The 18,704-nt window shown below is 70.7% G+C and carries 18 protein-coding genes; 11 read left to right on the top strand and 7 right to left on the bottom strand.

What is annotated here, in order from left to right:
• Positions 1-10 precede the first annotated feature (10 nt).
• The 8 genes from JHY01_RS18310 (at position 11) to JHY01_RS18275 (ending at position 8,754) form a co-directional block, all read left to right on the top strand.
• Positions 11-817, top strand: coding sequence for a BTAD domain-containing putative transcriptional regulator (locus JHY01_RS18310; protein WP_205327115.1), 807 nt, complete (start codon positions 11-13; stop codon positions 815-817).
• Positions 818-836: 19 nt separating this feature from the next.
• Positions 837-1,817 carry an aldo/keto reductase gene (locus JHY01_RS18305; RefSeq protein ID WP_205327114.1) on the top strand — a complete coding sequence of 327 codons (981 nt, stop codon included), beginning with the start codon at positions 837-839 and terminating at the stop codon, positions 1,815-1,817.
• 206 nt (positions 1,818-2,023) lie between these two features.
• Positions 2,024-3,067 carry a glycosyltransferase family 2 protein gene (locus tag JHY01_RS18300; protein WP_205327113.1) on the top strand — a complete coding sequence of 348 codons (1,044 nt, stop codon included), beginning with the start codon at positions 2,024-2,026 and terminating at the stop codon, positions 3,065-3,067.
• Positions 3,054-4,466, top strand: coding sequence for an aspartate aminotransferase family protein (locus JHY01_RS18295; RefSeq protein WP_205327112.1), 1,413 nt, complete (start codon positions 3,054-3,056; stop codon positions 4,464-4,466). The genes JHY01_RS18300 and JHY01_RS18295 overlap by 14 nt, the downstream gene beginning before the upstream one ends.
• Before the next feature lie 2 nt (positions 4,467-4,468).
• Positions 4,469-5,578, top strand: coding sequence for an NAD-dependent epimerase/dehydratase family protein (locus tag JHY01_RS18290; RefSeq protein ID WP_240192958.1), 1,110 nt, complete (start codon positions 4,469-4,471; stop codon positions 5,576-5,578).
• Positions 5,526-6,476, top strand: a complete 951-nt coding sequence (locus JHY01_RS18285) for a UbiA prenyltransferase family protein (RefSeq protein ID WP_205327110.1) — start codon at positions 5,526-5,528, stop codon at positions 6,474-6,476. The genes JHY01_RS18290 and JHY01_RS18285 overlap by 53 nt, the downstream gene beginning before the upstream one ends.
• A gap of 8 nt (positions 6,477-6,484) precedes the next feature.
• Positions 6,485-7,618, top strand: a complete 1,134-nt coding sequence (locus tag JHY01_RS18280) for an endonuclease/exonuclease/phosphatase family protein (protein ID WP_205327109.1) — start codon at positions 6,485-6,487, stop codon at positions 7,616-7,618.
• 11 nt (positions 7,619-7,629) lie between these two features.
• On the top strand, positions 7,630-8,754 hold the full coding sequence (locus JHY01_RS18275; RefSeq protein WP_205327108.1) for a glycosyltransferase family 4 protein: 1,125 nt from the start codon (positions 7,630-7,632) through the stop codon (positions 8,752-8,754).
• Here the strand turns inward: JHY01_RS18275 and JHY01_RS18270 are convergent.
• Entirely contained in the window at positions 8,715-9,671 is a 957-nt protein-coding gene (locus tag JHY01_RS18270) for a lysylphosphatidylglycerol synthase domain-containing protein (protein WP_205327107.1), read from the bottom strand. The two genes, JHY01_RS18275 and JHY01_RS18270, sit on opposite strands and share 40 nt — an antisense overlap.
• Entirely contained in the window at positions 9,668-10,654 is a 987-nt protein-coding gene (locus JHY01_RS18265; RefSeq protein WP_205327106.1) for a glycosyltransferase family A protein, read from the bottom strand. Before JHY01_RS18265 ends, JHY01_RS18270 begins: the two co-directional genes overlap by 4 nt.
• Positions 10,655-10,936: 282 nt before the next feature.
• Between JHY01_RS18265 and JHY01_RS18260 the strand changes: the two genes are divergently transcribed.
• On the top strand, positions 10,937-11,452 hold the full coding sequence (locus JHY01_RS18260; RefSeq protein ID WP_205327105.1) for a DoxX family membrane protein: 516 nt from the start codon (positions 10,937-10,939) through the stop codon (positions 11,450-11,452).
• Positions 11,453-11,662: 210 nt separating this feature from the next.
• On the opposite strand, the gene JHY01_RS18255 is transcribed toward JHY01_RS18260, so the two are convergent.
• From JHY01_RS18255 to JHY01_RS18235, 5 genes are all read right to left on the bottom strand, one after another.
• On the bottom strand, positions 11,663-12,073 hold the full coding sequence (locus JHY01_RS18255) for a cupin domain-containing protein (RefSeq protein WP_205327104.1): 411 nt from the start codon (positions 12,071-12,073) through the stop codon (positions 11,663-11,665).
• A gap of 63 nt (positions 12,074-12,136) precedes the next feature.
• The gene (locus JHY01_RS18250) at positions 12,137-12,823 is read right to left on the bottom strand and encodes a hypothetical protein (protein WP_205327103.1); all 687 of its coding nucleotides are present in this window, start codon (positions 12,821-12,823) and stop codon (positions 12,137-12,139) included.
• 5 nt (positions 12,824-12,828) lie between these two features.
• Entirely contained in the window at positions 12,829-13,689 is an 861-nt protein-coding gene (locus JHY01_RS26815; protein WP_205327102.1) for a carbohydrate ABC transporter permease, read from the bottom strand.
• Positions 13,686-14,645, bottom strand: coding sequence for a carbohydrate ABC transporter permease (locus tag JHY01_RS27835; protein ID WP_205327101.1), 960 nt, complete (start codon positions 14,643-14,645; stop codon positions 13,686-13,688). The genes JHY01_RS26815 and JHY01_RS27835 overlap by 4 nt, the downstream gene beginning before the upstream one ends.
• A 61-nt stretch (positions 14,646-14,706) precedes the next feature.
• Positions 14,707-16,056, bottom strand: coding sequence for an ABC transporter substrate-binding protein (locus JHY01_RS18235; protein WP_205327100.1), 1,350 nt, complete (start codon positions 16,054-16,056; stop codon positions 14,707-14,709).
• 278 nt (positions 16,057-16,334) lie between these two features.
• Between JHY01_RS18235 and JHY01_RS18230 the strand changes: the two genes are divergently transcribed.
• Both JHY01_RS18230 and JHY01_RS18225 read left to right on the top strand, forming a co-directional pair.
• The gene (locus JHY01_RS18230) at positions 16,335-17,342 is read left to right on the top strand and encodes a hydroxyacid dehydrogenase (RefSeq protein WP_205327099.1); all 1,008 of its coding nucleotides are present in this window, start codon (positions 16,335-16,337) and stop codon (positions 17,340-17,342) included.
• A gap of 53 nt (positions 17,343-17,395) precedes the next feature.
• Positions 17,396-18,586 carry a LacI family DNA-binding transcriptional regulator gene (locus tag JHY01_RS18225; RefSeq protein WP_205327098.1) on the top strand — a complete coding sequence of 397 codons (1,191 nt, stop codon included), beginning with the start codon at positions 17,396-17,398 and terminating at the stop codon, positions 18,584-18,586.
• The last annotated feature ends 118 nt before the right edge of the window (positions 18,587-18,704 follow it).

Genomic DNA, 18,704 nt, shown 5'->3' with positions numbered 1-18,704 from the left:
GAAGGTGAGCATGAGAACCCCTGAAACCACCGTGCGCCTGTTCGGCGCCATCGGAATGTCCATCGACGGCGAGCCCGTCCACCTCGGACCCGCCCGCGAGCGGGAGTGCTTCGGCATCCTCGTCATCCGCCGCGGCTCGCCCGTCCTCGTCGACCAGTTGATCGCCGACCTGTGGGGCGCGGCCGCGCCCGCCAGCGCCGTCAACGTCGTCCACACCTATATCAGCCGCCTGCGCCGCCGCACCGGCAGTGCCGAAGGCGGCGGGCTCCTGCGGTCCCTGCGGCCCGGCTACTCCATCGCCCCCGGCGACATCACCCTCGACGTGGAGGAGTTCGAGGCCGACCGCCGCACGGGCATGGCCGCGCTCTGGGCCGGGCACCTCGGCCAGGCCCGGGAAGCGCTCGACCGCGCGCTCGACCGCTGGTCGGGCGGCGAGGCGCTGCACGGCGCGACCGGGCCGCTCGCGAGCCAGGAGCGGCGCCGCCTGGAGGAACTGCGCCTCGACACGCTCGAGACCGCGCTGGCGCTGCGGCTGCGCGTCGGCGGGCGCAGCGACACACTGGCAGAACTCGCGACCCTGGTGCGGCGGCATCCGTTCCGGGAGCGACTGTGGATCCTCCTGATGCTGGGCCTGGACCGGGAGGACCGGCGCGGCGAAGCGCTCGTGGCCTACCACGACCTGCGCTCACTACTGAAAGAAGACTTGGGGATCGGCCCGTCCCAGCGGGCGCAGGAGCTGTTCTTCGACCTGCTGGCCGACCGTCCCCGTGAAGAACTGTGGACCGAGCACCTGACCCTCGCCGCACAGCAGCGGTGAGCCGAAAGCGAGGAGTGACATGCGACGACACCAGATCGGCGGAGCGACGGGGTTCGAGGCCTCGCAGTTCTGCCTCGGCACCATGTACTTCGGGACGACCGTGGGCGAGGACGAGGCGTTCGCCATGCTCGACCGGTACGCCGAGGCCGGCGGGAACCTGCTCGACACGGCGAACTGCTACGCCTTCTGGGCGGACGGCGGCACCGGTGAGGAGAGCGAGGCGCTGATCGGGCGCTGGCTCGCCGACCGGGGCATGGCCGGGACCATGCGGGTGGCCACCAAGGTCGGGGCCGCGCCCGCGCGCCCCGACGAGCCGTATCACGGCGGGAACCGGGAGGGCCTGGCGCCGGAGCGGATCGGCGAGCAGTTCGAGCGCAGCAGGGAGCGGCTGGGCGTCGAGTCGGTCGCGCTGTACTACGCGCACGCCGATGACCGCGGGGTGCCGCTGGACGAGACGGTCGACGCGTTCGCCCGGCTGGTCGAGAAGGGGTCGGTGAGGGTCCTGGGCGCGAGCAACCACGCGTGCTGGCGGCTCGAGCGGGCCCGGGCGGGCGCCGCGCGGGCGGCCCGCGAGGGGTACCGGGCGATCCAGCAGCGGCACACCTACCTGTACCCGCGGCCGCTGCACGTGCCGCTGCCGGAGTCGATCCAGCTCGCGGCGAGCGATGAACTGCTGGACTACGCGGTGGCCGAGGACCTGCCGGTGTTCGCCTACTCGCCGTTGTCGAACGGTGCGTTCTCCAGGTCGGATCGCAGGCCGCCCGGGGCGCCGGTGGACTACGACCACGCAGGTTCCGAACGCCGGGTCGCGGTGCTGCGCGAGGAGGCGGCGGCGCTGGGGGTGACGCCGAACCAGCTCGCGCTCGCCTGGCTCACGTCAGGCCCGGCGACGGTGATCCCGATCCTCGGGGTCAGCAGTGTGTCGCAATTGGACGAGGCGCTGGCCGGGGCCGGGATCGAGCTGGACGCGGCCGTGCGCGAACGACTCACGGCGGCCTGAAACGAAATCGAACCACGTTCCGCGTGTTCGTCGTCGCGGAACGTGGTTCAGTTTCGATTCAGGCTTGGTCGAGTCCCGGTCGTGGCGCGGTAGAGGTGGTGTAGAGACCCGGTCGAGGTCCGGTAGAGGCCCGGTCCAGCACGGTCGATTACGTTCAGTATCAAGAGATTCACCTGCCGTGCTACGGAACTGAGCGAGAGTGACCCATGGGACGAGACCCCGCCCGACCGCGCGAGCCGGCCGCTGGACCGCTCTTCGTCAGCGCGATCGTGCCCTGCCACAACGCGGCCGGGACGCTCCGGGACTGCCTCGGGGCCCTGCGGAACCAGACGCGGGTGCCCGACGAGGTGATCGTGGTCGACGACGCCAGTGCCGATGATTCGGCGGCGATCGCGGCCGAGTTCGGATGCGAGGTGATCCGATTGGAGCGCAACCGCGGCCCGTCCGGAGCGCGCAACACGGGAATCGCCGCCGCGCGCGGGGAAGTCCTGTTCTTCGTGGACTCCGACGTCGCACTGCGGCCCGACGCGGTCGCGAATGCGTTGGAACTCATGGAATCCGGCCCGGACATCGACATCGTGCACGGCACCTACGACCCCGAGCCCCTGCGCGGCAGGAGCATCACCGAGCGGTACCTGGTGCTGCGCGAGGCGTTCTGGCGGCACCGCCATGCCGGGCCGGCCAATGTGGTCGTGTTCGCGGTCGCGGCCGTGCGGTGCGGCGTGTTCGAGCGGTTCGGGCCGCTCGACGAGCGGCTGCGCGACTGCGAGGACGTGGAGTACTCGGCGCGGATGGGCGGGCGCGCGGCGATCGTCATCGCCGAGTCGGTGGCGGGCAGCCACGACGCGGGCTCGTCGCTGCCGAAGGCGCTGCGGACCCAGTGGAAGCGCTCCACACCGCTGAGCGCGCTGCGTCCGCGCGGGGTCCGGTTGGAGCGCATCAACCGGATGCGCTCGCTCGCGGCGACGGCCGCCGCGCTCGCGTCCCTGCCCGTCGCGGTGCTCGCCCCCCAGGCGCTCCTCGTCACCGCGGCTGCGCTCGCCTTCGCCCTCGCCTCGGATGCGGACCTGCTCCGCTACGCCGCGCGCCACATCGGACCCGCGCGGACCGTGCCGTTCGCGGCCGTCCACCTGTGCTTCATGGCGGTCCTCGTCTGCGGCATCGCCGCAGGGCCGCTGATGCGCCGGGGCTCCCGCCCCGCCGCGAGCCACACCCCCACCACGAGGAACGAACCCTATGCGACTCATTGACATCGACGAAGCCGAGGCGATGGACCTCAAAGAGGTCCAGAAGCTCTACCGGCGCTACATCAACAGCAGCCAGGTCTCGCTCATGACCTCGTTCGGATTCGGCCGCGAACTGGTCGACCACGCCGAAGGCTGCTACCTGCACCTCAAGGGCGGCCGGCGCGTCACCGACCTCACCGGCGGGGTGGGCGTGCTCAACCACGGCCACAACCACCCCCGCATCCTCGAGGCGCGCCGCCGCTTCGCTGAGCGCGGCCGCATGGAGGTGCACAAGACGTTCTTCTCCCCCTATCTGGCGGCGCTCAGCCACAACCTCGCCGAGGTGCTGCCCGACGACCTCGACCACTCGTTCTTCCCCAACTCCGGCGCGGAGGCCATCGAAGGCGCGGTCAAGTGCGCATACAAGTACCACCGCGGCCGCCGAGGCACGGTCCTGCGCGCCACCTCCGCCTTCCACGGCAAGCTGCTCGGCTCCGGCGGACTCACCGCCGCCCAGGGGCACGGGTTCCGCTTCCCGACCATCCCGGGCATCGAGGACTTCGTCTACGACGACCTCGACTCGGTGCGCAAGGCCGTCGCCGCCCACCCGGGCGACGTGTACGCGCTGCTCATCGAACCGTTCAGCGCCTCCACGATGGGCCAGTGCTCCGAGGAGTTCCTGCAGGGGCTGCGGGCGCTGTGCGACGAGGAGGACATCGTCCTCATCTTCGACGAGATCTACACCGGGTGGGGCAAGACCGGGAGCCTGTTCCACTTCATGCGCTACGAGGGCATCGTCCCCGACATCCTCTGCACCTCGAAGGCGCTCGGCGGAGGGAAGTCCTCGATCTCGGGGTTCGTGGTGCGGGGCCGGGTGTACCGCAAGGCCTACGACAACCTCGGCGACGCCCTCCTCCAGACCACGAGCACGACCTACTACGGCTTCGGCGAGGAGTGCGCCACGGCCATCGAGGCCATCCGCGTCGCGATCGAGGACGACTACCCCGCGCGGGCCCGCGCCATCGAGGCCGTGCTCGCGCCAGGGCTCGACCGGATCGCGAAGGCCTTCCCGGACGAAGTCGCGGACGTGCGCGGCGCGGGGGCCCTGTGGGGGCTGTTCCTGCAGGGCGGCCCGTCGTTCGTCGAGCCCCTCATGAAGCTCGTCCCCGGCGGGCTCGCCAAGGACCCTGGCTTCCAGCAGAAGCTGCTCGCCTCGGCGTTCCTGCAGGCGATGTACGAGGACCACGGGATCTACCTGTACTACACCCTGAACGGCGAGCACCCGGTCGTGATCGGGCCGCCGCTCGTCACGCCGCTCGAAGAGGTGCACCGCTGCCTCGCCGCGATCGAGGACGTCCTCTCCTCCGGGCTGGGACGGCTGGTGCGCCGCTTCGTCGCGCAGAAGGTGAGCAACCTGTGGTAGCCCTGCCCTCCCGTGTGCTCGTCACCGGCGCCGCCGGCGTCCTCGGCTCCCGGCTCACCGCCGACCTCCTCGCGGACGGCGCGGCGGTCGTGGCCTACGACCTGCGCCCGCTCGACCCGGCTCCCGGCCTGACCGTGCGCACCGGCGACGTGCGCGACACGACCGCGCTCAGCGAAGCGGCCGACGGCTGCACCACGATCGTCCACTGTGCTTCAGCGCTGCCGTCGTATCCGAAGGCCGACATCCGGTCGATCATCGTCGACGGGGCGCGGTCGATGCTCGACGCCGCGGCGAAGGCCGACGTCGAACGGGTCGTGCACATCTCCTCCACCGCGGTCTACGGCCTCCCGGCCCTCGTGCCCACGCCCGAGGACCACCCGCATGAGCCGGTCGACACCTACAGCGCCGCCAAAGCCGAGGCCGAGGCGCTGGTCGCCCCGCACCGCGCCGACCGGTGCGTGAGCGTCGTGCGGCCCAAGACGTTCCTGGGCCCGGGGCGGCTCGGCCTGTTCGGGATGCTCTTCGAATGGGCCGAGGAGGGCCGCGACTTCCCCGTCATCGGACGCGGGGACGTGCGCGTCCAGATGCTCGACATCGACGACCTCGCCCGCGCCGTGCGCAGCGTCCTCACCGCGCCCGACGACGTCGCCGCCGACACCTACAACATCGGAGCGGGCGAGTTCGGGACGCTCCGTTCGGACTTCCAGGCCGTGCTCGACGAGGTCGGGCGCGGGGGCCGCATCAGGTCCGTCCCGGCCGCCCCCGCGATCGCGATGCTCCGCGCCGCCTCGGCGCTCGGCCTCTCCCCCGTCTACGACCGCCTGGTGCGCAAGCTCAAAGCCGACTCCTTCGTGGACATCGCGAAGGCCGCCGAACGCCTGGGCTTCACGCCCGAGCACTCCAATCGCGACGCGATCCTGCGCACCTTCCGGTGGTGGCGCGAGCAGCCGCCCGCCCCGCGCGGCGCCGCCGGGGCCACCAGCTCGGACCGGTGGCGCCAAGGGATGCTCGCCGGCGCCAAGATCCTCTTTCCACCCGCACGAGCGCAGGAGGGCCGTCATGACCAGCCTCAAGCCGGGAGCAATCGCTCCGGCCGATCATCGGACGCCTAGCCTCCGCGCCGCCGCCTCGGCGGCGGTCGCGCTCGCCCGGCCCCGCCAGTGGGTCAAGAACGTCGCGGTGCTGCTGCCGTTCCTCGACCCGCAGGTGTGGGACCGCGCGACGGTCGCCGGGCCCGTCCTCGCGGTGGCCGCGTTCATGCTCGCGTCTTCCCTCGTATACGCCGTCAACGACATCGCCGACCGCGAGCGCGACCGCCACCACCCGGTCAAGCGCCACCGCCCGCTCGCCTCGGGCGCGCTCTCGGTGCGCCAGGCCGCGCTCGTCGCGATCGCGTGCGCCGTCGGCTCGGCGGCCCTGGCGGTCGCGGCCGCCCCCGGCCTGCTGATCCCCATCGGGGTGTACGTCGCCCTGAACTTCGCGTACAGCCGCAAGCTCCGGGACGTGCCGGTGCTCGAACTGTTCGCGGTCGCGGCCGGCTTCCCGCTGCGGGCCCTCGCCGGGTACCTCATGCTCGGCACCGCGCCGGCGAGCCTCATCGTGCTCGCGACGCTGTTCGTCTCGCTGCTGCTCGTGCTCGGCAAGCGCCGCAGGGAGATCGTCGTCGCCGGGACGGCGCACCGCGCGGCGCTGCGCGGCTACACCGCCTCGATGCTCGAGCACTTCATCTCCATCGCGGGCGGGCTCGCGACAGCCACGTTCCTGCTGTTCGCCCTACGCGGCCCGCACGCCACCGAAGCCGAGGGGCCGCAAGCGATGCTGGTGGTCCCGCTGCTGCTGATGGCCCTGTTCCGCTACCTCCAGCGGCTCGAGCTGCGCGGCGGCGACGGGGACCCCACCCGCCTGCTGCTGCGCGACCCGGTGCTCCTGGCCATCGGCGCGAGCTGTCTCGCGTGCCTCGCGGCCACGGAGCTGATCGATCTGTCCGACATGTACGGTCCGAGTGATTGAAGGAGACCATGAGCCTGACCGAGAACCCCGCCCCCGCCACCGAAGACGCGGAGCCTGCGAAACCCCGGCGGCGGCGCCTGGGCGCCCTCCTGGTCGTGGGCCTGACAACCCTGTGGGCGGCCTTCCTCGTCGCCCACCTGGTCCTGGCCGGTCGGGTCTGGTGGTGGTCGCTCATCGAGATGGTGCCGCCGTTCGCGCTGCTCGTCCCGCCGGTCCTGCTGGCACTGTGCGCGATCCCCCTCGCCCGCGGCAGGCGCTGGCGACTGTGGACGGTCCACCTCGCCGTGTTCGCGATCGCCTACCCGATCGCGGGAGTCAACCTCTCTGCGGTGTTCGGCGGCCCGCCCGGCGAGGGCACCGCCGACGTCGCGGTGTTCACCTGGAACGCCGACTACTGGCACTACCGCTGGGACGACGCCGACGAGTTCTACGACTACCTGCTCGCCCAGGACGCCGACGTCTACCTCCTCACCGAGTACCTGACCCGCACCGACCGGGTCGAGATCATCGACGACGAAGCCGCCCTCCGCGCGCACTTCCCCGACTACGAGCTCGTCATCGCCAGCGAGATGGTCACCCTCTCGCGCTACCCGATCGTCGACTCGAAGGCTCTCGACACCGAAGCGCTCATCGACGAGGGCGACCCGGGCGCGCCGCCCGCCGACGACCCCTGGCGCGAGTACTGGACCACCAAGATCCTCCGCACCGACATCGACGTCGACGGGCAGGTCGTCTCCATGTACAACATGCACCTCTCGGTGCCCGTGCCCACCGGCGAGGCCTCGCCGCTGAGCGCGGACTTCTACGAGTACGTGCGCTCGCAGCACCAGCGCCGCAGCTCCCAGTTCGCCGTGCTCAACGAGGACATCGACGCCAACCCGCACCCGGTGTTCATCGGCGGCGACCTCAACTCGACCATCCTCAGCGCCGGGGTCGCCTCACTGCGCGACCGCCTCGATTGCCCCGACCCGGACTCGGTGATGCCGGTCAGCTGGCCCTCGATCCGGTTCCCGTTCCCCAAGTGGTGGCGCCTCGACTGGGTCTGCACCGGCCCGGGGCTCGGAATCGCCGAGTACGAGATCGTCTCCAGCGAAGGCCTCTCCGACCACGACGCCCAGATGGTCGGTCTCGACATCCGATAGGAGCCAGCGCGGTGAACTCCCGATACGACGCCTGCGTCGTGCTCAACTACTACGCCCCCTACACCAGCGGGCTCACCAGGGTCGCCATGGACGTGGCCGAGTTCTTGGCGGCCAACGGGAAGCGCGTCGCCGTGGTCGCGTCCCGCCACGACCCGGCCCTGCCGCGCTTCGAGGTCCGCGAGGGCGTGCACGTCCACCGCGCCCGCGTCGCCGCCCGCATCGGGCGCGGCGTGGTCAGCCCGGAGTTCGCCTCGCTCGCGGGCCGGATCGCGCGGCGGGCCGATGTGGTCAACATCCATGTGCCGATGCTGGAGGCCGGACTCATCGCGCGCGCGGCGCGCGGAACGCCGGTCGTGGTCCATCACCACGACGACGTATGGCTCTCCCAGGGCGTCACGGCCCGGGCGCAGATCGCGGTGGTCGACGCCTCGGTGGGCGCCGCACTGCGCCGCGCCACCGCAGTGGTCGTCGCCAACCTCGACCACGCGAAGTCCTCGCGGCACTGGTCGATCATGGAGCAGCGGCGCGTGTGCGCCGTCCCGCCGCCGTGCCGCGAGCGCGGTCCCGGGAAGCCCGCGTTCCGCGACGGCGCGGGCCCGCACATCGGGTTCCTGGGGCGCATGGCCCCCGAGAAGGGGCTCCACCATCTCGTGCGCGCCTTCCGGGACTGGGAGGACCCGGCGGCGCGGCTGCTGCTGGCCGGCGACGAGAGCGTGGCCGGCGGCGACGTGGTCGCGCGGCTGCGCGCCCAGGCCGCCGGGGACGATCGCGTCCGGTTCCTCGGGCGGTTGGAGGAGGCGGCGATCGCCGACTTCCACGCGTCCCTCGACGCCTTCGCGCTGCCGTCCGTGGCCGAGGAGTCCTTCGGCATCACCCAGACCGAGGCCATGATGTCCGGCGTCCCGGTCGTCGCCTCCGACCTGCCGGGCATGCGTGTGCCGTTGCAGACCACGGGTTTCGGCGAACTCGTCGAGTCCGGCGACGCGGACGGGCTGCGGGAGGCGCTGCGGCGCGTGTGCCGCTACCCGGCCAGGCGCCGGTCCGCCGGCGCGGCGATCGCGACCGCCGCGTTCGGCATGCGGTCCTCATTGGAGGCCTACGCGGCGGTGCTCGAAGAGGCCGCCGCGGGCACCTGATCGGCGGCGCGGGCCCGCTTCAGGCGGGCCCGTGCCGACCACGCGTAGACCACCGCGGCGGAGGCGACCTCGCCGAGCGTGGCCACGGCCCGGCTCGTCACGGCGACCGCCCCCGCCATCGGCAAGGGCAGCACCAGGGTCAGGGCCGCCACCAGGATGCCCTCGCGGATGCCGAGGCCGTCGGGCACGATCACCACGAGCGAGCCGACCACCAGCGCCAGCCCGAACAGGCCCACGCACAGCAGGTAGGACCGCCACGGGTCCGCGCCGGCGGCCAGCGCCAGTACCCACAGGTGGTGGCCGGTGACCAGCCACGACACCGTCTGGTAGATCAGGGAGGCACGGATCGACTTGCCGCTGTATGCGGGCGGGGCGGGCCTGCGGACGGCCTTCGTGATCAGGACCGCGGCGCGGTTGACCAGGGCGGGCCGGGCGAAGAGCACGAGCCCGGGGACGGCGGCGAGGAGCACCCACCAGCCGCGCGGACCGAAGGCCGCCGGGGCGGCGAGGAGGCCCGCGAGCATCCCGGTGGTGACCATGACGCCGATGTTGAGCACGTAGACGCCGGCCATGCGGGCCGGGCCGACGCCGACTTCGGTGCCCATGCGCATGTTGACCAGAAGTGTCCACAAGCGACCCGGAAGGTACTTGACGAGCATGCCGGCGAAGAAGATGTTCGCGGCGTCGCGCACCGGCACGGGTTCGCCCGCGCCGTTCACGATCGCGCGCCAGGCGAGCATCCCGAGGACCAGGCCGGCGAGGTTGATCAGGGCCGCCAGCGCGATCTGGGGCATGTGCTCGCCGCTGGCGAACGCGAGCGCCGCGCTCCAGTCCTGGCCGCGCATGGCCGCCGCGACCGCGACGACGACGGCGGCCATGACGACGATGCCCGAAAGGCGCCAGAGGATGCGCTTCATGCCCGGGCCCTCCAGACGGCGGGCCGGAGGGCCCCGACGAGGCTCGCGAGGCCGGCGGTGCCGACGTAGAGCAGGTGCAGCGCGAACACCGTTGCGGCCCAGCGGCGGCCGTGCGCGGCGGCGGCCGTGAGGAGGGGCGCGCTGGCGAGGGCGAACACGGCGGCGAAGAGCGCCGGGAGGAGCGCGAGCCAGGGCGACCAGATCGCGAGGGGCGCGGAGGCGGCGATCGCGGCGGCGGCGAGCACGGCCGCGGGCCCGTAGGCGCCGGTGCGGACGGTGTTCGTTGTGGACGGCGCCCGGCGGGCGCGGGCGAGGAGTTCGGCGAAGCGCAGGGAGCGGCGCCACTGCTCGGCCAGGAGGGCCCCGAGCCGGTCGACGTCATCGTGGCGGCCGACCACGTCCGGGTCGGTCACGGCGGTCCAGGGGGGAGGGAGGCGGGAGCCGAATTCGACGTCCTCGCCTGAGCGCAGGGTCTCGTCGAAGCCGCGGGCGGCGGTGAAGACTCGAGTGCGGATCGCGGTGAGCGCGAAGAGGGTCACGTCGGTGGGCCCGGCGGCGGCGGTGCGCCAGCGGTGCTCGAAGAGGGTCTTGTAGCGCTCGACGGGACCGTCGTCGATCATCGGCTCGGCGGCGTAGACGCCTTGGACGAGGCCGACGCCGGGAGCGGCGAGAGCGGCGGCGGCGCGGGCGAGGGCGTCGGGCCGCAGTTCGATGTCCGCGTCGAGGAAGAACAGGACCTCGCCGACCGCGCGTGCGGCGCCGAGGTTGCGGGCGGCGGCCGGTCCGCGGTTGGGGTCGACCGCGATCGTGCGGCAGGGGAAGCCGGCCGCGATCGCGGCGGTGGCGTCGGTGCTGGCGTCGTCCACCACGATGACTTCGGCGGGCGGAGCAGTTTGCGCGTATACCGCCGATAGGCAGCGCTCAAGGGTTTTGGCGGCATTGTGGCAGGGGATGACCACCGACCAGGGAAGCTCCGTCGACATATCCCGATACTCGCTTCCGGTCCTTGAATGCGACGATATTTTGCCTGTACGAATGCATCCATTCCATACCGCTTGAACAGGAGGACAGTTTCACCTCGGCACTTGCACAGCGGTCTTGAATGCGCCTGTACGGGACCTTGACGAATGGCGATTCAGCAGCGCTGGTCAGCGCTGTCGCATAGGGGTTCTCGAGCAATAGACGGATTGCGCGGCAATGGTCCGCATGTTATTTTGGTGGCGCTTCATTGACCATTCATAGCCCTATACCCCAAGGGAAGCAGCATGACCGCGCAACTCTCCACTCACCAGTCCGCCGATGCCGCCGACGTCCGCCCGCCGCGCAGTGTCGCGGTCGTTCGGATCGTCCTCGGTTGGATCTTCCTTTGGGCCTTCCTCGACAAGACGTTCGGGCTCGGCTTCAGCACCCCCGCGAACCAAGGCTGGATCGACGGCGGCAGCCCGACCGCCGAGTTCTTCTCGGGCGGCGCCGGCGCGATGTACAGCGGCACGTCCGGGCTGGCCTGGGCCGACTGGCTGTTCATGGCCGCCCAAGCCGGCCTCGGGATCGCCCTCATCCTCGGCGTCTGCCTGCGCCCGGCGGCGATCGGCGGTGCGGTGCTCATGCTCGCGTTGTGGGCCTCGTTGCTCCCGCTCGAGTCCAACCCGGTCGTCGACCCGCACTTCGTCTACGCCACTGTCATGATCGCGCTGATCTTCACCAGCGCCGGTGACCGGTGGGGACTCGGTCTCGTGTGGCGGCGGCTCGGCCTGGTACGGCGCTTCCCGATCCTGCGCTGAGCATCAAGGGCGCGCGGCAGCGAACTCTGGGACCACGACGACCGGCGTCCTCGACGGCGGGTGCGCCCGGCGTCGGGTCCGATCTCGACGGTGCCACACAGTTGCGGTGTTCATAGTGGCAACCTAGGCAGGGGTGGCCGGGCTCGGGGATCGAACCAGCCGCACAGCCGGTCGACCTTGACGCGCAGGCACTCGCAGCAGGACCGGCGGCTACTCGAGCAGCTCCGCGTCGTGCTGCTCGAAGAGCCGCCGCATCGCCTCGGGGCTGTGGTCGGCCGCGGCGTGGATGGCGTTGATGAGCGCGTTCGTCTTGGCGCCCATGACCAGCAGGTAGCGGGCCGGCTCCGCGCGGGGGTTCCAGAACGTGTGGGCGGTCCCGCCGGGAACGATCGCGGCACCGCCCGCGGGGACCTCGACCTCCTCGTCGCCGATCCGCACGGCCAACGTCCCTTCGAGCACGTACCACGCCTCGTCGTCGCCGTGGCGGTGCAGCGGCGCCTGGTACCGGCGCGAACCGTCGGGAACGCCGTCGGCCTCCCACTCGGCGAGCACGAGGTCGGCGCCGGGCGGCGCCAGGGTCTTCCCGCGCAGGTGCGGTTCGAACGAATCCGGGACGGACATGGGCTCCACCTATCTTCGAACGGCCGGGACCTGCACGATAGCGAACCGGGGCGACACGCGCCGTCACCTGCGCAGGGAGGCGGCCTTGCCGTCGAAGCCGAGGAGCCGGTTGGCGGTCAGGATCGCCCAGGCCGCGAGGGCGGGAAGGAACAGTGCGAGGTTCGTGCCGACCACGGGCAGTTGCGTTGCGGCCAAAGCGATCACGAGCACGCCGAGATGCGCGAGCGGGGCCAGGGGGCGGGCCGCCGCGGCGTGCAGGGCGAGCGTGAGGACTTCGATCGGCGTGCCGGCGACGCCTTGCAGCGAGGCGCTGCAGACGGCGACGGCCGCCACCGCGACCAGGGCTCCCCCGGCCGTGACCGCGAGGAACGCGCCGTCGCTGCCGCCGTACAGCGCCGCGTTGTACCCCAGCAGCAGGGCGATGAGCGCCATGCCCGCCCATAGCCGGCGCAGCCGTACGGCGCCGGAGGCGAAGTCCCGCCAGAAGCGCCGGAAGGCCCGGCCTTGGTAGCCGCCCTCCGTGATGAAGCCTCGCATTCCCGCCAGGACCGCGTACGCGCCCGGCCCGATCGGGAGTGCGGCGGCCACGCCGAGCCAGATCCCCGCGTGGGAGACGCGGCCCGAAGCCTGGTCGACCACGACCGCCGGGAGCGCGGTGACCAGGAACAGCACCGAGACCGCGAAGCACTGGAACATCGAGAGCAGGAAGCGGGAGAGCCGCCCGTCGTAGGCGAACAGCGAGGTCCCCATGGCGCTCAACCCTTCACCGCCCCGATCGACATGCCCTTGATGAAGTAGCGCTGGAACGCGGCGAAGAGGATCACCGAGGGCACGGTGGCGACGATCGCGCCGGTGTAGATGAGCTCCCACTGGGAGGCCATGAGCCCGGACATGCGGCTGAGCGCCACGTTGATCGTCCCGGCAGAGGAGGCGTCGAGGAACACCAGCGGGATGAAGAAGTCGTTCCAGAGCCCGAGGGCCTGGATGATGACGAACGCCGAGGTCACGGGCAGCAGCATCGGGAAGACGATGGACCAGAAGGTGCGCAGGCGGCCCGCGCCGTCCATGTTCGCGGCCTCCTCGATCTCGCGCGGCACGCTCTTGATGAAGCTGCAGTACAGGAGCACGCCGAACGCGGCGGACCCGCCGAAGTGGACGAGCATGACGCTGGGCAGGGTGCTGTAGAGGCCGATCTCGTTCATGGAGGTCACGAGCGGGATCATCCGCACCTGGAAGGGGATCATGAGCCCGGCGATGAAGAGGAGGTAGATCCACCGGCCGGTGCGGCCGCCGACCCGCTCGATCCCGTAGGCGGCCATGGGGACCAGCGCCATGAGGATCACGAGCGTCCCGGCCGTGATGATCAGCGTGTTGAGCAGCGCCTCACCGTATTCGGTGGTCTGGAAGAGCGTCACGTAGTTGCCGAAGTCGATCGAGGTCGGCAGGCCCATGGGGTCCTTGGTGATGTCCGCGTAGCCGCGGAAGGAGTTGAGCAGCGCGTACAGCACCGGGAACGAGACGGCGAGGACGAGGATCGCGAGCACGGCCATGACGACCACCTCGCCGGGGGTGAGGCGGCGGCGTTCCCCGGCGCGCCCTTGCTTCGTGACGGTCACGCTTGGATCTCCCTGCTGCGCATGTAGCGGTTGGCGATCACCGTGGTCGCCATGACCACGACGAACAGGACGACGGCGGCCGCGCTGCCGTACCCGGCGCGGTACTCCCCGAAGCCGACCTTGTAGATGAAGAACGCCATGGTCTCGCTGACGAAACCGGGCCCGCCGAGGGTGAGCACCATGATCTGGTCGAAGATCGTCCATCCGGCGATCATCATCAGGGTCATGTTGACGGTGACGGCCCCGGCGAGCATCGGCCAGGTGACGTACCGGAACACCTGGGCGCGCGAGGCGCCGTCGATGCGGGCGGCCTCGACGAGTTCCTGCGGCACCGACTGGAGGTTCGCGAGGTAGATGAGGGTCGTGTTGCCGCCCAGGGTGAAGCAGATGATGAACAGCAGCACGCCGATGACGATGTCGTGGTCGCCGAGCCAGTCGCGGGTCTGGGCGTCGAGCCCGAGGCTCTTCAGGGTGGAGTTGACGGCGCCGAAGTTGTAGTTGAGCACGTACTTCCAGATGGTGGCGGCGATGAAGCCGCTGACCAGGGCGGGGAGGTACACGATGGTGCGGAAGAAGCCCTGGGCGTGGTGCAGCTTGTCGAGCATCATCGCCACGGCGAGGGCGATCACGTTGACGATCAGGGCCGAGCCGAGGCCGAGGATCAGGGTGTTCTTGACGGCGTTCCAGAACCGGTCGGCGGTCAGGATGTCCTCATAGTTGCGCAGGCCCACGTACTGGAAGGTGGGGCTGATGCCGTCCCAGTTGGTGAGGCTCAACTGGATCGACTGCAGCGAAGGCACGATCATCATGAGCGCGTACAGGAGGGCCGCAGGCGCGATGAACAGGAGCATCGCGATGCGCTGCCGGTCGAAGCGCGGGCGGCGGCCCGCCGCGGGCCGGGCGATGGGCGGGGGCTCGGCCGGAAGTGCCTTGACGAGCACTTGCTGGTCGGTCACTGGTCGTCCTCTCTGACGGTTCGGGCGGCGCCCCGGGGCAGGCGCCGCCGGTGGTGCGCCGTTAGCCCTCGGCCATGTTCTTCTCGAATTCGCCCTGCGACTTCTCGATGAGCTCGTCGATGGTGATCTGGTCGTCCATCATCTCGATCCGGCTCTGGCGGAAGAAGGTCTGGAACGTGCTGTGGTTGGGGTTGGTGGGCGCGTTCTCGTACCAGACGAGCTTGGGGTTCTCGAGCAGGCCGAAGTAGTCGGCGGCGCCGGGGATCGAGTCGTTGCGCTTGACCTCGGCGCCCTGCTTGATGTTCGGGGAGACGACACCGGTGGCCTCCATGAGGTTGCAGGCCTCGACGGAGAAGTAGTACTCGAGGAACTCGACGGCGGCGTCGTACTGGGCGCCGTCCTCTTCGGCCTGCTTGGAGATCGCGATGCCGGAGGCGGTGTCGCCGTTGACGGAGTTCTTGAGGACGTTGATGGTGCCGTCGTCGGCGGGGATCACGAACAGTCCCGCGTTGTAGTCCGGGTCGACCTTGGCGATGTCGTTGAGCCGCCCGAGTCCGGCGGAGGAGGTCGCCATGACGGCCTGGCCGTTGACGAGCAGGGTCGAAGTCTGGGCATCCTGAGTGGACTGCCAGCCGTCGAGGGCGTAGTCGTCCGTGTTGGTCTTCAAGCGCTCCATGGGCTCGCGCAGGTCGGCGATGGTCGCCTCCCCCGCCTCCACGGCGTTCCAGAAGCCGCCGCCCTCGCTGTACTCGGCGAAGGTCGGCGCGGCGAGGGGCTTCCAGATCTGGTCCGAGGGCCAGATCTCGGCGGCGGCCATGGCGAGCGGGACGTCCCCGTTGGCCTTGATCGCGTCCAAGAGGGCGATGAACTCGGCGTACGTCGTGGGCACGGCGAGGCCGTTCGCCTCGAAGTAGTCCTTGTCGTAGACGATGTTGAACCCGATCTCGCCGTTCAGGGCGGTGCTCGGGACGATGTAGACGGAGCCGTCCTCGGAGGGCGCGTACACCTCATCGCTGAGCAGGGCGGTGACGCTCTCGGGGATCGGCGCGATCTTCCCGGCCTCCATGTAGGTCACGGTGTCGCGCATGTCGACCAGGGCCGGCCAGTTGCCGGTGGCGTCGACGGTCTTCAGCGCGGTCGCGTAGTCGGTGCCGGCGGGCAGGGGCTCGGGCTCGACCACCACGTTGTCGCTCTGGGCGTTGAACGCCTCGGTGACGGCGGCGACGACCTCGTTCCAGGTGGCGTCGCCGGTGGCGTAGAGGAACCGGATCAGGGTCTTCCCGCCGCCGGCGCCGCCGGCCGAGGGGCCGCACGCGGCGAGCGCGGGCGCCGCGACCGCGGCCGCAGCTCCGGCCTTGACGACCGTGCGACGCGAGAGATTGGCGCCGGGGCGCTCCGTCCCAGTGCTCATGGGTTCTCCTTCAGGGGTGCGCGAGTGGCTCGCAGTTGTCGGGGACCGGGATAGAAACCGGATTCTGTGAGACTAGGTGAGCGCTGTCACGAGCGCAAGCTGAGTTTGCCGAATCGTTACACGCGGAGGTCGAAGCAATTGCGTCAAGTAGCAAACTTGCAGGTGAATGACCTCATTCTTGATTCTGGCGTCGACATCCGGATCCGGCTCGACAAGACAAGCGGGGTCCCTTACAGTAGAAATCGATTTCTACAGCAACCGTTCGGAGGACTCTTCTCGTGGCCGATCTCCCCAAGGCGCTGTTCGCGATGGACCCCGTGTTCACGCCGCAGCTCTTCCCCGAGCCGCTGATGCGGCGGCTCGGCGCCGTGCTCGACATCGACCCCGGGACCGTGGTCGAGCGCTTCGACGGGCCCGGCACGGACGAGGCGCTCGCGAACGTCGAGGTGATCGTCTCCGGCTGGGGCGCACCCGCGCTCGACGCGGCGGTCCTGGACCGCGCACCCAAGCTGCGGGCGGTGCTGCACGCGGCCGGGTCGGTCAAGGGCCACGTCCGCGAGGAGGTCTGGACGCGCGGGATCGCGGTCACCTCGGCGGCGGGTGCGAACGCGCTTCCGGTCGCCGAGTACACGCTCGGCGCGATCCTGCTGGCGGGCAAGGGGATCTTCAACCTGCGCGAGCGGTTCCGCAGCGAGCGGTCCTTCGAACTCGGCCACATCCACCCCGGGGTCGGCAACTTCGGCGTCCGCGTCGGCCTCATCGGGGCCTCGGCAATCGGGCGGCGGGTCATCGAACTGCTGCGGCCCTTCGACTTCGAGGTGCTGCTCGCCGACCCGTACGTCAGCGGGAGCGAGGCCGCCGCGCTCGGCGTCGAGCTGGTCGACCTGGACCACCTCGTCGCGCAGTCCACCGTGGTCAGCGTCCACGCCCCCGACCTGGCCGAGACCCGCCACCTCATCAACGCCGAACGCCTCGCCGCGATGAAGGACGGCACCGTCCTCGTCAACACCTCGCGCGGCCGCCTGGTCGACACCGACGCGCTCGTCACCGAGCTGCGCACCGGCCGCCTCGCCGCCGTCCTCGACGTCACCCACCCCGAACCGCCGCCGCACGACTCCGCGCTGTTCGACCTCCCGAACGTCTTCATGACCCCGCACGTGGCGGGCTCGCAGGGGAACGAACTCGCGCGCATGGGCCTGTACATGGTGGAGGAAGCCGAGCGCCTCGCGGCCGGGCTGCCGCTGACACACCGGGTGGACCCCGAACTCCTCGGGAGGCGGGCGTGACCGCGGTGTCGTGATCTAGCCTGGTGAGCGTCCGGATACGAAAGGGGCTGCAGGTGCGCGAGACCTCAGACGGCGGTAGGCGTCCCACCGTCAAGGACGTCGCGGCCGCCGCCGGCGTGTCGGCTCCCACCGTCTCGCGCGTCCTCGCCGGGAACTACCCGGTCGCTCCGGCCACGCGCGCGAAGGTGCTGCGGGCCATGAAGGAACTCGACTACGTCGTCAACGCGCACGCCCGCGGCCTCGCCGGGGCGACGACCAAGACCATCGCCTTCGTCGTGGACGACGTGACCGGCCCGTTCTACGCCTACATCGCGCGGGGCGTCGAGCAGCAGGCCGCCTCCGAGGGCCGGCTCTGCCTCCTGTGCACCACGCACGGGGACCCCGAGCGCGAGTTCGCCGTCGTCGAGCTCATGCGGGAGCAGCGGGCCGAGGCCGTGATCCTCGTGGGCGGGGCCTGGGACAACGAGGTCTACAAGGAGCGCATGGCCTACTTCGCGAGGGCGCTGGACAAGTCCGGCTCGCACCTGGTGCTGTGCGGGCGCCCGTCACTCGGCGAGGGCGTCCCGGCGCTGGTGGTCCAGTACGACAACGTGAGCGGCTCGTATTCGATGACGGCGCACCTGCTCTCGGCCGGGCACCGCGTGATCTGCTACCTCGGCCGCGAGGTCGGTCTCTCCACTTCGGATGAACGCATTGATGGCTTCCGTCGGGCGCACGCCGACCACGGTGTGGCGCTGGACGAATCGCTCATCCTGCCGGGCAAGTTCCAGATCGACAGCGGCTACGAGCTGGCCAAGCGGCTCCTGGCCGAACGCGACGACGTGACCGCGATCTTCGCGGGCACCGACATGGTCGCCATCGGCGTGCTGAAGGCGTTGCGCGAGGCGGGCGTGCGCGTTCCCGAGGACATGTCGGTGGTCGGCTTCGACGACATCCCGTTCGCCGCCGAGCTCACTCCGGCGCTCACCACCGTGCACGTCCCCCACGAGCAGCTCGGTCGCGAGGCCGTGCGCCTCGCCTTGCGCCGCAACGAAGGCGCGACGACCGACCGCATCCTCCTCGGCACCCATATCGTCGTGCGCGACTCGGTCGCTCCCCCGCGCCGCGCCTTACAGGTTGACGGTGCTCCGAGGTCAAACCGGGCAGCGACGAGGTGGTGGACGGGTGGGGTGGGAGATCGGGTGGCGGGTCTGTTTCGGGTTGGGGCGCAGGAGCTCTGGTCGGATTCGGGGTGCGGAACATGAGGAGGTTCTCCACCTGTGGGTGATGACAGTCGGGGGCTGTATGGGGGACAATTGAGGTACGTACAGGGACAGGAAACTGGTACAGGTGTCGGGGTAGGTGTAAGCAGACTACGACAAG

The sequence above is a fragment of the Glycomyces sp. YM15 genome (genome assembly GCF_016918015.1).
In the GTDB taxonomy this organism is placed as follows: domain Bacteria; phylum Actinomycetota; class Actinomycetes; order Mycobacteriales; family Micromonosporaceae; genus Glycomyces.
Note: the sequence above shows the minus strand (reverse complement) of the source record. Positions and strands in the feature narration are given on the sequence as shown.